This window comes from Bacillus sp. SG20033, assembly GCF_044570195.1.
Classification (GTDB): Bacteria; Bacillota; Bacilli; order Bacillales; family Bacillaceae; genus Bacillus; species Bacillus subtilis.
Genome location: NZ_CP172606.1, coordinates 1,846,535 through 1,861,012 on the forward strand (window position 1 = coordinate 1,846,535; position 14,478 = coordinate 1,861,012).

Below are 14,478 nucleotides of genomic sequence, written 5' to 3' on the forward strand. Positions count from 1 at the left end.
GTGATGAATGTGGCAAAAGTCATCCAGCTGTCAGATGAGCTTTCAAATAAAATAGCGGCGGGCGAGGTTGTGGAACGGCCCGCCTCAGTCGTCAAAGAATTGGTGGAAAATGCGATCGACGCTGACAGCACAGTCATTGAAATCGATATTGAGGAAGCAGGCCTTGCATCCATTCGGGTCTTGGATAACGGCGAAGGAATGGAGAATGAAGATTGCAAGCGAGCTTTCCGCCGCCACGCAACGAGTAAAATAAAAGATGAAAATGATTTATTCAGGGTGAGAACGCTCGGTTTCAGGGGAGAAGCCCTGCCGAGTATCGCGTCAGTCTCTCATCTGGAGATTACAACAAGCACTGGTGAAGGAGCTGGGACGAAGCTCGTCCTCCAAGGAGGAAACATCATTTCCGAATCGCGTTCCTCAAGCAGGAAGGGAACTGAAATTGTCGTTTCCAACCTGTTTTTTAACACACCGGCCCGTTTGAAATATATGAAAACCGTTCATACAGAGCTTGGAAACATTACAGACGTGGTTAACCGTATTGCTCTGGCGCATCCAGAGGTATCGATCCGCTTGCGCCATCATGGGAAAAACCTGCTTCAAACGAACGGAAACGGAGATGTGCGCCATGTACTGGCAGCGATTTACGGCACGGCTGTCGCCAAAAAAATGCTTCCGCTGCATGTGAGCTCCTTGGATTTTGAAGTAAAGGGATATATCGCCCTCCCAGAGATTACACGGGCGTCGAGGAACTATATGTCGTCTGTGGTCAATGGCCGTTACATTAAAAATTTCCCGCTCGTCAAAGCGGTTCATGAAGGCTATCATACGCTTCTGCCGATCGGACGCCATCCGATTACTTTTATAGAAATTACGATGGACCCGATTTTAGTCGATGTCAACGTGCATCCATCGAAGCTTGAGGTCCGGCTTAGCAAGGAAACAGAGCTTCATGACTTAATTCGTGACGGAATTAAAGATGTATTTAAACAGCAGCAGCTGATTCCGAGTGCCCAGCTCCCGAAAAAATCGGCACCTGTTATCAAAAATGAGCAGCAGTTCATAACCTTTGATGAAAAGCCTCCGGAAAGAAAAGTACCGGAAAAAGCGCATGCGCCATCTTATTCACCAATGAAGCTCAGCTCAGTCGTGAAAGAGCCGGTTGATGTGGAGGAAGAATTGCCTCCTCTCCAATTTGATGCTCCACCTATCGTTGATCAGGAACAAACCCTTGAGGTGTCCGATGTTTCAGAAGAACAGCCTGAAACATTTGAGCAGGAATGCCATGTGGAACAGCAGCAGCCAGCGTCTGATCGGGTTCCAATTATGTACCCGATCGGCCAGATGCACGGGACTTATATATTGGCACAAAACGAAAACGGCCTATATATTATCGACCAGCACGCCGCCCAAGAACGTATTAAATATGAGTACTTCCGTGAAAAGGTGGGGGAGGTTGAGCCTGAGGTGCAGGAGATGATTGTACCGCTGACGTTCCACTACTCCACAAATGAGGCTTTGATTATTGAACAGCACAAACAAGAGCTCGAAAGCGTCGGTGTCTTTTTAGAGTCATTCGGCTCTAACAGCTACATCGTCCGCTGCCACCCGGCCTGGTTTCCAAAGGGAGAAGAAGCAGAGCTCATAGAAGAAATCATTCAGCAGGTGCTCGACTCCAAAAATATAGATATTAAAAAACTCCGCGAGGAAGCGGCGATTATGATGAGCTGCAAAGGCTCCATCAAAGCAAATCGCCACCTCAGAAACGACGAAATCAAAGCGCTTCTGGACGACCTCCGAAGCACATCAGACCCATTTACATGCCCGCACGGCCGCCCGATCATCATACACCATTCCACTTATGAGATGGAAAAGATGTTCAAACGCGTGATGTAGCGGGGGTGGTAAGCATTGATCCATTCTCTGAATGGATCAATGCTTTTTTTGTACTCCTTCGAGTGTCAGATTATAAGAAACGGTTGTAAACGTGTGAGCAGTGTTAACGCATTATACTTCATGGTTCCTCTGTATAACGAAATTTCCATTTACAGGAAATTGGGATTAATGTATATTTTGGGTGAGGGGGTGGAAAATATATGGCATGTGATCCGAAGATCATTATCTTTTTGGATGAACTTGATGATCCGAATGTGAGAATCATTTTAGAATGCAGAATTTAAATTACAACATTGTGTTTTGCTCCCTGTTCGTGTGAACAGGGAGTTTTTTTCGTTTATATAACTGGTGATGTCCAAATATAGGGTGTTATGAATTTTCCATATCTGCCATCGGCTTTAAGCTGCTTCTCTATTAGGCTGGTTATCAAAAGCAAGTTCAATGAAAGCCATGAAAGCTGATATCACAACAAGCAAGACATCTGGAATATAAATAGACTGCATAAAGTAATCTGCAAAACAGATCGTTATAAGATTGCTGATAAAATACAGTATAAAAGCAAAAAGTGCAGTCTTTTTCAATGAAAGTGATTTTGCCAAAATGATAGAGAGAATCTTTGTGAGTGGGTCTATGATTAAACCTACAGCAAAGCAGGCTAAAATAAATAAAGCTAATGTTTGATTGGAAGCGTATGTGATGCCCAGTATGGAGAATAAGCCTTTCATCCCGAAGAAAAAGCCACCGAAGATGACTGCAAGCGCAATGGCCGCGATAAAAGTGATAGATACAATTCCGATTAATTTTGATCTCAGGTTAAAATCTTTAGAGTGCTCGTTCTGTTCTTTTTGGTTCAAGTATGACACTCCCTTCACCTGCTTACTCATACAAACAGCACCCTTGAATCAGCCCAAAATATCTATAAGTCTATTTTCTAACGAAAATAGTATAGCATATTTTAACAAAACCAAAAAAGGCCCTTTCCACTAGGGAAGGGCCTTTTCATCATGTTAACTCCTGAGATTCGCCGAAGCTTTCTCTTTTTTTGGCCAAATAAAATAGCTGGCTGTAATGAGAAAGTCAATTCCTATAATGACAGTCCACAGTTTAAGAATGCCGCTCAATGCTTCGGTTCGGGCAGAGTCATTGATAAAATAGATCATCCCTGCCAATAGTCCCGCACCAATTAAGTAGGCCAGCACATGTCTTAGCCAGCCTTTCGCACCGTGCTTGGCATGGTCCATTCCAAAACGTTTCAGCGGTTTTGCGCCTTTTTTTGTCACATAATATTGAAATTTTTCATCTGCCCATTGAATCATTTGTTTCCCATAAGCGATCGATATACCGATGTAAACAGCTGCAATCCCATGGGCTGCGGTCGCTGAGGCTCCGCGGTAAAGGTCCACACCAGTTGCCGCTAACAAGATCAAATCAATAACTGGAGTTAAGGCAAGGAATAGCAGTCCTAATGTATGTCGTTTGAATACGTAGCGTACAGCAAGCCCCAAAACAATGACAACCCAAAACGCAATTTCACAGAAAACAATCATCCATGCGATACCGTTCAATCCATTCCCCTCTTTTCAATACAGTTGTATTATTTAAATAATATGTTACCATCTTTGTTTTTGTAACACAACTGTATTATAAAAATTGCTCTCTCATTTTTTTCTTGTTACAATAAAGCTATGCCAAAACAAATTGACCATGAGAAAAGAAGAAAACAAATTGCAGAAGCAACGTGGCGCGTCATTTTAGAACGAGGAATGGAGGGAGCATCAGCCAGAAATATTGCAAAGGAAGCAGGATTGTCATTAGGTGCGCTGCGCCATTATTTCTCTACACAGGATGAATTGCTTGCTTTTGCAATGAAACTTGTCCAAGAAAAGGTGACGGCCCGAATTAAGGACATTACAGTGAGGGATTTGCTCCCTAAGGAAAAAGTGTTGCAAATTTTGCTTGAAATGGTCCCAACGAATGAAGAAACGATTAGAGAGATGGAGGTTTGGTTTGCTTTTACTGCTTACGCCAGACATAAAAAGGATATGTTTGATGCGAATCATGACGGGATTTTCAGCGGCATGCGGAATCTGATTGCCTATTTAGATGAATCCGATTTACTGAAGCAGAATGCTGATAAAGACATTGAAACTGAGAGACTTTACGCGCTTGTTGACGGCTTGGCTTTACATGCCATGCTTGACCCTGTGCGAGTGAATAAAGACCGAATTAAGCGGGTCATTATGCAGCATGTAGAGTCAATTTGCGTGGAAGATACACGTGAGACACAAAAACGACATCCTTAAGGCACTAGTGCGAAAAGCGATTCTTGTTGGGCATGCGTCCAAAAGAGTCGCTTTTTTATTTTCAAAGAACAAGGATCTCTGAAAAAAATGGAAAACAATCATGCTGTTTGGTAAAGTGGAATGAAAGACGGACTGAGGGATGAACACTGGTCCATCGTTTAAGAACTTTACATGATAGGGATGGTATAAATGAATCTTACTTACAAGGTGCATCCAATTAAAACAAGGTATCAGGGCTGGACGAATTATTGCTATATCATTGAAGATATTGTAAGCAGATCTGCAATTGTTGTTGATCCCTCATGGGAATTGAGTAAGATAACCACTACACTTTCCGAACTTGAAGCGGAATTAAAGGCAGTCGCATTGACACACTCTCATTATGATCATGTAAATCTGGTAGACCCGCTGACGAAGATGTTTAACGCTCAAGTTTATATGTCAAAAAAAGAAATTGATTATTATCAATTCCGATGCAGAAATTTAATTAGCCTAGATGATCATCAGACAATCAGCATAGGAAACACAAGAGCACAATGCCTTCTCACACCGGGGCATACAGCCGGCGGAATGTGTTATTTGTTTTCTGAGAGTATTTTTACCGGAGATACGGTGTTTACAGAAGGGTGCGGCATATGTGAGGATGATGGCAGCTCTGCGGAAGAGATGTTTGATAGTATTCAAAGAATAAAGTCGGAGGTTTCACCCCATGTACGGGTGTATCCTGGTCACTCATTTGGCAAATCGCCCGGCCATTCGATAAAGGATCTTTATCAGCATAATATTTACTTTCAAATTGATAAGAAAGAATATTTTGTGAAATTTCGCACTCGTAAAAACCAAAAAGGTATTTTTGATTTTAAATAATCCTTCTGAATCTATTATCCTATTTTTCTTCGAATATCTAAATGATTTTTATTTTCGAAAATGATTATATAGAAGGTGTTATTTATTTTGAAAACTCATTTGAAAGAAAATGAAGCGTATTATCATGATATGGCGCCCTATACGTAATCCGGGTCTTTTTTCTTATGTTCTGTTATATCTCCTGATCCTTTATTCCTCAATGGAAAAAAGCAGAAAAACAATGGAGCAAACTGTAGGAAAAATTAACTTGACGGATAATATTTACAGAGGTTACCATCAACATGAACATGCTACTATTTATCCGGTCATCACTATTATAAAATCATACAGAAGTGAAACACATTTACTAATCGGAAGGGTGGCTTTGAGAGAATGATCACATATGTTTTTCCAGGTCAGGGTTCACAAAAACAGGGAATGGGCAGCGGCCTATTCGATGAATTTAAAGAACTGACGGATCAGGCAGATGAGATCTTAGGATATTCTATCAAACGTCTTTGCCTGGAAAATCCTTATTCCAATTTAAACAAAACGCAATTTACTCAGCCGGCGTTATATGTGGTAAACGCACTAAGCTATCTGAAAAAAATCAAGGATGAAGAAGTTAAACCTGACTTTGTCGCCGGGCACAGCTTGGGTGAATACAATGCGTTATTTGCAGCTGAAGCCTTTGATTTTGAGACAGGGTTACAGCTTGTCAGAAAAAGAGGCGAGCTGATGAGTCTGATAAGCAACGGCGGTATGGCAGCTGTTATGGGACTAAATGAAGAGCAGGTTGCAAAGGCTCTGAAAAAATATCATTTACATGATGTTGATATCGCTAATGTGAATGCCCCATATCAAATTGTAATTTCAGGAAAAAAAGATGAGATTGAAAAAGCCGCATCTCTTTTTGAAACGATGACTGAAGTTACAATGGTACTCCCCTTAAACGTAAGCGGCGCGTTTCATTCCAGATACATGAATAAAGCAAAAGAAGAATTCGATGAGTTCCTTCATGCCTTTTATTTTTCGCCTCCGTCTATCCCGGTTATTTCTAATGTGTATGCCAAACCGTATACATACGAATTCATGAAACAGACGCTGGCTGATCAAATTAATCATTCAGTGAAATGGACTGACAGCATAAGCTACTTAATGAAAAAAGGCCATATGGAGTTTGAGGAGGTAGGGCCTGGAAATGTTTTAACTGGGTTAATTCATCGCATAAAGAAAGATGCGGAAGCAATGCCCCGCTAAAGCATTTGCCCCTATGGCCGTGTACCTCATCAATCAGGTCTAAACACAGATTTCCTTTCATTTAAGGTATAAAGTTTTAAAGATTCAATCGTTCGATTGACACTGTTTCTAATTGAATAACTTTATATACTGTTACATAAAGAGGCTCATAAATTAAGTTAGACATTTGAACTATGTCAGCCGGTCTGTCAAACCATCGCTCCCACATCTAGATGGTCCTTTTTTTAACCGCACCCACCAATCATAGAGTCGATGTTCTTTGCTGATCCTGTTATTATGTTACATCAATTTTGAGATATCAACATACATCTACGATCACGTCATAAATGAACCGCATCCAGAGCACCAATAGCAATCCTTCCAAGTTGAATCTCCTTTACTTTTTCACATATGTCTTTTCCATTTATTAATTTCATTTCAATCGCTGCTATGTGCTTTAACAACATGCATGGAAATGAGAAATCCAATAGCCGTCATAAATATAAAAAAAGAAGGTTATACACATGAATGAACCGCTTGTTTTTATGTTTTCCGGGCAAGGTTCCCAATACTATCACATGGGGAAAGAACTATTTAAGGAAAATACCGTGTTTCGCCAATCAATGCTTGAAATGGATGCCATTGCAGCACGGCGAATCGGCACATCCATTGTTGAAGAAATCTACCATCCAGGTAAACGTGTGTCAGATCCATTTGACAGTATTCTTTTTTCCCACCCCGCCATTTTTATGATTGAGTATTCCTTATATAAGGTTTTGGAAGACAGGGGAATTTATCCTGATTACGTATTGGGATCAAGTCTGGGAGAATTCGCAGCAGCGGCAGTTTCTGGTGTGTCAGACGCAGAGGATATACTGGATTGCATACTTGAACAGGCTATTATCATCCAGAATTCCTGCGATAAAGGAAAAATGCTGGCCATTCTTGACAAACCGCAATTGCTGAATGATCATCCGCAACTGTTTGGAAATAGTGAACTCATTTCTATCAATTATGATTCGCACTTCGTCATTTCTGGTGAAGAAGATCATATAAGGAAGATTATGGAGGATTTAAAGGAGAAGCAGATTCTTTGCCAGCTGCTTCCTGTGTCCTATGCCTTTCATTCTTCGCTTATTGATCCGGCAGAGAGTGCCTATGCAGAATTTTTAAGATCAAAATCTTTTCAAAAACCGTCAATACCGATTGTATCGAGCTTAACGGGAAGCTGCCTTCACGTAATGGACGAGAATTTCTTTTGGAATGCGGTCAGAAAGCCAATGATGTTTCGTGAAGCGATTCGATATTTGGAAAGCCAGCATACATGCAAGTTTATCGATTTAGGGCCATCCGGCACCTTAGCTGCTTTTGTGAAACAGCTGATTCCGGGTGATTCAGCTGACCGTTGCAGCTCAATCATAACACCATTTCATCAGGAGCTGAAAAATCTGAATACGGTTGAGTATTTCCGTACACCAGAAAGGAAGTTTACAAGATGATTACATATGTCTTTCCAGGGCAAGGCTCCCAGCAAAAGGGGATGGGACAAGGGCTATTTGAACAGTATCACCATTTGACAGATCAAGCAGATCAAATATTGGGCTATTCAATAGAGAAGCTATGTACCGAAAAATCATATCTGGATGTAAATCATACTGAATACACGCAGCCGGCTTTGTATGTTGTTAATGCACTCAGTTACTTGAAGAGAGTGGAGGAGACCGGCAGAAAACCTGATTTTGCGGCAGGACACAGCTTAGGAGAATACAATGCGCTGATGGCAGCCGGTGCATTTGATTTTGAAACCGGATTAAGGCTCGTCAAAAAAAGAGGAGAATTGATGGGACGAATTACAGGGGGCGGAATGGCTGCTGTGATCGGCCTGAGTAAGGAACAAGTTACAGCCGTTTTAGAAGAGCACCGTCTTTATGACATTGATGTGGCAAATGAAAATACGCCCCGGCAAATTGTGATTTCCGGCCCGAAAAACGAGATTGAAAAAGCTCGGGCTGTTTTTGAAAACACCAAGGATGTAAAGCTGTTTCATCCATTAAATGTGAGCGGAGCTTTTCATTCCAGATATATGAATGAAGCCAAACAGGTATTTAAGCAATATATTGACTCATTCCAATTTGCACCTTTGGCGATCCCGGTTATCTCCAATGTCTATGCAGAACCATACCATCAGGAACGGTTAAAAGATACATTATCTGAACAGATGGACAACACAGTGAAATGGACGGACAGCATTCGTTTCCTGATGGGAAGAGGAGAAATGGAGTTTGAAGAGATTGGGCCTGGAACTGTTTTAACCGGTCTCATTCATCGGATTAAAAATGAAGCTGAACCATTGACATATATACCGAAAAAAAACCCCGCGATCAGTGCGCATCTAAAGGAGCAACGCAATGTTCAAGCTGGGATTACGGCAGAATCTTTAGGAAGTGCTGAATTTAAACAAGATTATCATCTTACATATGCTTATCTTGCAGGGGGAATGTACCGCGGCATTGCTTCGAAAGAAATGGTAGTAAAGCTGTCAAGAGCGGGAATGATGGGGTTCTTTGGCACAGGAGGTCTGAGCCTGAAAGAGGTTGAAGATGCGATCCATGCTATACAAGGTGAATTAGGGAAAGGACAAGCCTATGGCATCAATCTGGTCCACAATATGAAACATACTGAATCAGAAGAAAAAATGATCGATCTTTTATTGAGGAATCAAGTGAGCATTGTGGAGGCTTCAGCATTTTTAAGTGTCACTCCTGCATTAGTAAGGTACCGCGCAAAAGGAGTGAAACGAAATCAAAATGGTGACGTTATATGCTCAAATCGTCTCATAGCAAAAATATCACGGCCGGAAGTTGCAGAATCATTTCTGAGTCCTGCGCCTGAGAATATGCTGCAAAAGCTTTTAGGAGAAAATAAAATCACTATGAACGAAGCTGAGTTGTTGCGGTGCATTCCGATGGCTGACGATATTTGTGTAGAAGCTGATTCAGGCGGTCATACAGATGGCGGTGTAGCATACAGCCTGATGCCGGCGATGACATCTTTAAGAGATGAAATGATGAAAAAATATCAATACCGGAAAAAAATAAGAGTTGGTGCAGCTGGAGGAATTGGAACACCTGAGGCAGCGATGGCGGCTTTTATGCTAGGGGCTGATTTTATTCTAACAGGCTCAATCAATCAATGTACGGTTGAGGCGGCAACAAGTGATAAAGTAAAGGATTTGCTTCAGCAGATGAATGTACAAGATACAGCCTATGCGCCTGCAGGTGATATGTTTGAATCGGGCAGTAAAGTGCAGGTGCTAAAGAAAGGCGTGTTCTTTCCCGCACGGGCAAACAAGTTATATGAACTGTATCAGCGGTATGGGTCTATACGTGAGCTGGATGCAAAGATGCTGGCCCAGCTTGAGGAGAAATACTTTAAACGCAGTATAGAAGACATATATAAAGATATTGCATTGCATTATCCCGCGGCAGATATTGAGAAGGCTGAACAAAACCCGAAGCATAAAATGGCTTTGATTTTCCGATGGTACTTCAGATACAGTTCAAAATTGGCAATCAGCGGAAGCGAACATTCGAAGGTCGATTATCAAATTCACTGCGGTCCCGCGCTGGGAGCCTTTAATCAATGGGTTAAAGGATCGCAATTAGAAAATTGGCGAAACCGCCATGTGGATGAAATCGGGAAAAAATTAATGACAGAAACGGCAGTATTGCTTCATGAACGGATGCAATCGATGTATCAGCCGTCGCATGAAACAGACAACATAAAAATAAAAGTTTGAATATTATGAAAATATACCTATAAAAATCATTAAAATAATCCCTTGAAGGAGAGAGCGCATTATGGATAAACAGAGAATCTTTGAAGTACTAATCACCAATATTTGCGAGGTGCTTCCTGAATTAGACGGACACAGATTTGAGCCTGAAGATCAATTAGTTGAGCTAGGAGCTGACTCTGTAGACAGAGCTGAAATTATCACGATGGTGCTAGAGGATTTATCGCTAAAAATCCCTCGCATTGAGCTATCCGGGGTGAAAAACATCGGTGAATTAGCTGAGGTGCTTTATGACAAAGTGCAATCTGCCTGAGGTGGTGGTGACCGGTGTAGGCGTTACGGCCTCTATCGGTCAAGGGAAAGAGGACTTTGCTTCCTCGCTGCTGTCCGGCAGACATGCCTTTGATGTCATGAAGCGTTCAGGCAGACAAAAAGACAGCCGGTTTATTGGAGCCGAAATTGCGTCATTGTCTTATCCTGACCGACTCTCTAAAAAAATGTTGCGAAAAGCATCATTCTCCAGCCGCGCTGCATTGGTAACTCTCACAGAGGCTTGGGAGGAGGCTGAATTGGACGATGCAGATTCCTCACGTATCGGACTGGTTGTTGGCGGATCAAATTTTCAGCAGAGAGAAACCTTTGAAGTTTATGAAAGGTATCAAGACCGCTCCGGTTTTATTTCTCCGGCGTATGGCCTGTCTTTCATGGACAGCGATCTTTGCGGGATATGTACAGATCAGTTTGGCATCACGGGATTAGCATATACGGTGGGAGGAGCCTCGGCCAGCGGCCAGTTAGCGGTCATTCATGCGATTCAGCAAGTCCTTTCAGGCGAAGTTGATACTTGCATTGCACTTGGTGCTTTAATGGATCTTTCTTATATGGAATGCGAGGCGCTAAGGGCTTTAGGCGCTATGGGGACGGACAAATATGCTGATGAACCTGAAAAAGCGTGCCGTCCCTTCGATCAAAACAGAGACGGGTTTATCTATGGAGAATCGTGCGGTGCATTGGTAATAGAACGAAAGGAGACGGCTTTACGAAGAGGTCTCAAACCTTATGCAGCATTGTCTGGCTGGTCAATCAAACTGGACGGAAACCGGAATCCTGATCCTTCATTAGAAGGAGAGATTCATGTCATCCAGAAGGCACTGGAGCGTGCCAGGCTTTTACCAGAAGATATTGATTATATTAATCCTCATGGAACAGGCTCTTTTATTGGAGATGAAATAGAATTAAAGGCGCTCCGTGCATGCCGGCTTTCCCATGCTTATATCAATGCAACAAAATCGATAACCGGACACGGGCTTAGTGCGGCGGGCATCGTAGAGATTATTTCTGTTTTGCTGCAAATGAAAAAAACTACCCTGCATCCGAGCAGGAATTTGGATCATCCAATCGATGATTCCTTTCATTGGGTAAATGAGAAATCGATTTCATACCGCATCAAAAATGCGCTGAGCTTAAGCATGGGGTTTGGCGGAATGAACACCGCGGTTTGTATACAAAACATTGAGAAATGTGGAGGCGAATCATAAATGGTTTCAGCCGGAATAGAAGCGATGAATGTCTTTGGCGGAACGGCATACCTTGATGTCATGGAGCTGGCCAAATACAGACACTTAGATACTGCGAGATTTGAAAACTTATTAATGAAAGAAAAAGCGGTAGCACTGCCTTATGAAGATCCCGTGACCTTCGGAGTCAATGCAGCTAAGCCGATTATTGATGCTTTATCTGAAGCAGAGAAGGACCGGATTGAATTGCTGATCACTTGCTCTGAATCCGGGATCGACTTTGGGAAATCGTTAAGTACATATATCCATGAATATTTAGGTCTCAACCGCAACTGCCGTTTGTTTGAGGTTAAACAGGCGTGTTATTCAGGGACAGCGGGATTTCAGATGGCGGTGAATTTTATATTATCCCAGACTTCTCCGGGTGCCAAAGCACTGGTTATCGCCAGTGATATTTCACGTTTTTTAATCGCTGAGGGCGGAGACGCTTTAAGCGAAGATTGGTCTTATGCGGAACCGAGCGCCGGAGCGGGAGCGGTGGCCGTTTTAGTTGGCGAAAATCCCGAGGTGTTTCAAATAGACCCCGGAGCAAATGGTTATTACGGCTATGAAGTGATGGACACGTGCCGCCCCATTCCCGACAGTGAAGCGGGAGATTCTGATCTGTCTTTAATGTCATATTTGGATTGCTGCGAACAGACCTTTCTGGAATATCAAAAGCGTGTACCGGGTGCCAATTATCAGGACACGTTTCAATATCTTGCTTACCATACGCCCTTTGGCGGGATGGTGAAAGGTGCGCACCGGACAATGATGCGTAAGGTGGCGAAGGTGAAAACATCCGGGATTGAGACAGATTTTTTAACTCGGGTAAAACCAGGTTTAAACTACTGTCAACGGGTTGGAAATATTATGGGGGCAGCCTTGTTTCTGGCATTGGCCAGCACGATAGATCAAGGGAGATTTGATTCGCCTAAACGAATTGGCTGTTTTTCCTACGGATCCGGCTGCTGTTCTGAATTTTACAGCGGAATTACAACTCCGCAAGGCCAGGAGCGTCAGCGAACATTTGGTATTGAGAAGCATTTGGATCACCGGTATCAGCTCTCCATGGAAGAGTATGAGCTATTGTTTAAGGGGAGCGGGATGGTGCGGTTTGGGACGCGCAATGTAAAGCTGGACTTTGAGATGATACCGGGCATCATGCAGTCCACTCAAGAGAAGCCGCGCTTGTTTTTAGAAGAAATTTCTGAGTTTCATCGAAAGTACAGGTGGATCTCGTGACCTATCAAACGATAAAGGTCCGCTTTCAAGCGTCGGTTTGCTATATTACCTTTCACCGTCCTGAAGCGAATAATACGATTAATGACACGCTGATAGAAGAATGCTTGCAAGTGTTAAACCAATGTGAAACATCAACGGTGACGGTTGTGGTTTTAGAAGGGCTTCCCGAGGTGTTTTGTTTCGGAGCTGATTTTCAAGAAATCTATCAGGAAATGAAAAGGGGCAGAGAACAGGCAAGCTCCCAAGAGCCTCTCTATGATTTGTGGCTGAAATTGCAGACCGGCCCTTACGTCACGATATCTCATGTCAGGGGAAAAGTGAATGCAGGCGGTCTTGGATTCGTATCTGCCACAGATATTGCCATTGCTGATCAGACGGCGTCATTCAGTCTCTCTGAGCTGCTATTCGGCCTGTACCCTGCTTGTGTTTTACCGTTTCTGATCCGCCGTATCGGCTGGCAGAAAGCGCATTATATGACGCTTATGACAAAGCCGATTTCCGTTCAGGAAGCCAGTGAATGGGGGTTAATAGATGCTTTTGATGCTGAAAGTGACGTGCTGCTGAGAAAGCATTTATTGCGTTTGCGGAGGCTGAATAAAAAAGGAATCACACATTATAAACAGTTTATGAGCTCACTTGATCATCAAGTCAGTCGTGCGAAAGCCACCGCTTTAACTGCAAATCAAAACATGTTTTCTGATCCTCAAAACCAAATGGGAATCATCAGGTATGTTGAAACAGGACAATTCCCATGGGAGGATCAGTAACCGTTTAAAAATGACAATCAGAACCGTTAGGAGGACATCATGACGCATTCTGTTGTAGAGCTTATCGAAATTGAATCCGCCATTATTCAGGTAAAGATGCAAGATCGCATTCATAAAAACGCGTTTTCACAAGAACTTACAGACGGTTTAATTCAAGCGTTTGAATACATACGGCAGAACCCAAAATACAAAGCGGTCATTTTGACAGGATATGATAATTATTTTGCTTCAGGAGGAACGCAAGAAGGACTGCTTCGAATTCAACAGGGATTGACCAAGTTCACTGATGACAATCTTTATTCTCTGGCGCTGGATTGCGAGATTCCAGTTATTGCGGCAATGCAGGGCCATGGAATTGGAGGCGGCTTTGTCATGGGGCTCTTTGCTGACATAGTCATTCTGAGCAGGGAAAGCGTGTATACGGCTAATTTTATGAAATACGGATTTACGCCTGGAATGGGCGCTACCTTTATCGTTCCTAAAAAACTGGGTTTCAGCCTAGCCCAGGAAATATTATTGAATGCGGGCAGCTACCGCGGAGCTGATCTTGAAAAAAGAGGGGTTCCCTTTAAGGTGCTGCCCCGTGCAGACGTGTTAGATTATGCAGTGGAGCTGGCGCAAGAACTGGCGGAAAAGCCGAGAAACTCATTGGTTACACTGAAAGATCATTTGGTTGCCCCGCTTCGCAATCAGCTGCCGCGCGTCATTGAACAGGAACTGATGATGCATGAGGAAACATTTCATCATGAAGAAGTTAAAAGTAGAATCAAAGGTTTATATGGTAATTAACTGAAAATATATATAAATTTTGCAGGTGAAATGGAGGCAGCGTG

The 14,478-nt window shown here is 42.7% G+C and carries 14 protein-coding genes; 12 read left to right on the forward strand and 2 right to left on the reverse strand.

What is annotated here, in order from left to right:
- Positions 1-9: 9 nt before the first annotated feature.
- The gene (gene mutL / locus ACFVP7_RS09760) at positions 10-1,893 is read left to right on the forward strand and encodes a DNA mismatch repair endonuclease MutL (RefSeq protein ID WP_167408201.1); all 1,884 of its coding nucleotides are present in this window, start codon (positions 10-12) and stop codon (positions 1,891-1,893) included.
- Between the two features lie 398 nt (positions 1,894-2,291).
- Here the strand turns inward: mutL and ACFVP7_RS09765 are convergent, their stop codons facing one another.
- Entirely contained in the window at positions 2,292-2,747 is a 456-nt protein-coding gene (locus ACFVP7_RS09765) for a regulatory YrvL family protein (RefSeq protein WP_080286208.1), read from the reverse strand.
- A 153-nt stretch (positions 2,748-2,900) separates the two neighbouring features.
- Positions 2,901-3,458 carry a hypothetical protein gene (locus ACFVP7_RS09770; protein ID WP_038428985.1) on the reverse strand — a complete coding sequence of 186 codons (558 nt, stop codon included), beginning with the start codon at positions 3,456-3,458 and terminating at the stop codon, positions 2,901-2,903.
- A gap of 120 nt (positions 3,459-3,578) precedes the next feature.
- On the opposite strand from ACFVP7_RS09770, the gene ACFVP7_RS09775 reads away from it, so the two are divergent.
- The 11 genes from ACFVP7_RS09775 to ACFVP7_RS09825 all read left to right on the forward strand — a co-directional run bounded on the left by ACFVP7_RS09775 (position 3,579) and on the right by ACFVP7_RS09825 (position 14,434).
- Positions 3,579-4,196, forward strand: coding sequence for a TetR/AcrR family transcriptional regulator (locus ACFVP7_RS09775; protein WP_106073927.1), 618 nt, complete (start codon positions 3,579-3,581; stop codon positions 4,194-4,196).
- 189 nt (positions 4,197-4,385) lie between these two features.
- Positions 4,386-5,063 carry an MBL fold metallo-hydrolase gene (locus tag ACFVP7_RS09780; protein ID WP_003231824.1) on the forward strand — a complete coding sequence of 226 codons (678 nt, stop codon included), beginning with the start codon at positions 4,386-4,388 and terminating at the stop codon, positions 5,061-5,063.
- Between the two features lie 109 nt (positions 5,064-5,172).
- Positions 5,173-5,439: a hypothetical protein gene (locus ACFVP7_RS09785; RefSeq protein WP_015252067.1), complete on the forward strand. Its 267-nt coding sequence runs from the start codon at positions 5,173-5,175 to the stop codon at positions 5,437-5,439.
- Positions 5,436-6,302, forward strand: a complete 867-nt coding sequence (gene fabD / locus ACFVP7_RS09790; protein ID WP_339231971.1) for an ACP S-malonyltransferase — start codon at positions 5,436-5,438, stop codon at positions 6,300-6,302. The genes ACFVP7_RS09785 and fabD (ACFVP7_RS09790) overlap by 4 nt, the downstream gene beginning before the upstream one ends.
- A gap of 503 nt (positions 6,303-6,805) precedes the next feature.
- Positions 6,806-7,780, forward strand: a complete 975-nt coding sequence (locus ACFVP7_RS09795; protein WP_338733845.1) for an acyltransferase domain-containing protein — start codon at positions 6,806-6,808, stop codon at positions 7,778-7,780.
- A complete protein-coding gene (gene fabD, locus ACFVP7_RS09800; protein WP_338733847.1) occupies positions 7,777-10,080 on the forward strand; it encodes an ACP S-malonyltransferase in 2,304 nt (767 codons plus the stop codon). Before ACFVP7_RS09795 ends, fabD (ACFVP7_RS09800) begins: the two co-directional genes overlap by 4 nt.
- 61 nt (positions 10,081-10,141) lie before the next feature.
- Entirely contained in the window at positions 10,142-10,390 is a 249-nt protein-coding gene (locus ACFVP7_RS09805) for an acyl carrier protein (protein WP_003231809.1), read from the forward strand.
- Entirely contained in the window at positions 10,368-11,615 is a 1,248-nt protein-coding gene (pksF, locus tag ACFVP7_RS09810) for a polyketide biosynthesis malonyl-ACP decarboxylase PksF (protein ID WP_134981728.1), read from the forward strand. The genes ACFVP7_RS09805 and pksF overlap by 23 nt, the downstream gene beginning before the upstream one ends.
- Positions 11,616-12,878: a polyketide biosynthesis 3-hydroxy-3-methylglutaryl-ACP synthase PksG gene (gene pksG / locus ACFVP7_RS09815; RefSeq protein ID WP_029317813.1), complete on the forward strand. Its 1,263-nt coding sequence runs from the start codon at positions 11,616-11,618 to the stop codon at positions 12,876-12,878. It begins immediately after the preceding gene.
- Positions 12,866-13,645 carry an enoyl-CoA hydratase/isomerase gene (locus tag ACFVP7_RS09820; protein ID WP_123373616.1) on the forward strand — a complete coding sequence of 260 codons (780 nt, stop codon included), beginning with the start codon at positions 12,866-12,868 and terminating at the stop codon, positions 13,643-13,645. Before pksG ends, ACFVP7_RS09820 begins: the two co-directional genes overlap by 13 nt.
- Positions 13,646-13,684: 39 nt before the next feature.
- Positions 13,685-14,434: a polyketide synthase gene (locus ACFVP7_RS09825; protein WP_123373617.1), complete on the forward strand. Its 750-nt coding sequence runs from the start codon at positions 13,685-13,687 to the stop codon at positions 14,432-14,434.
- The last annotated feature ends 44 nt before the right edge of the window (positions 14,435-14,478 follow it).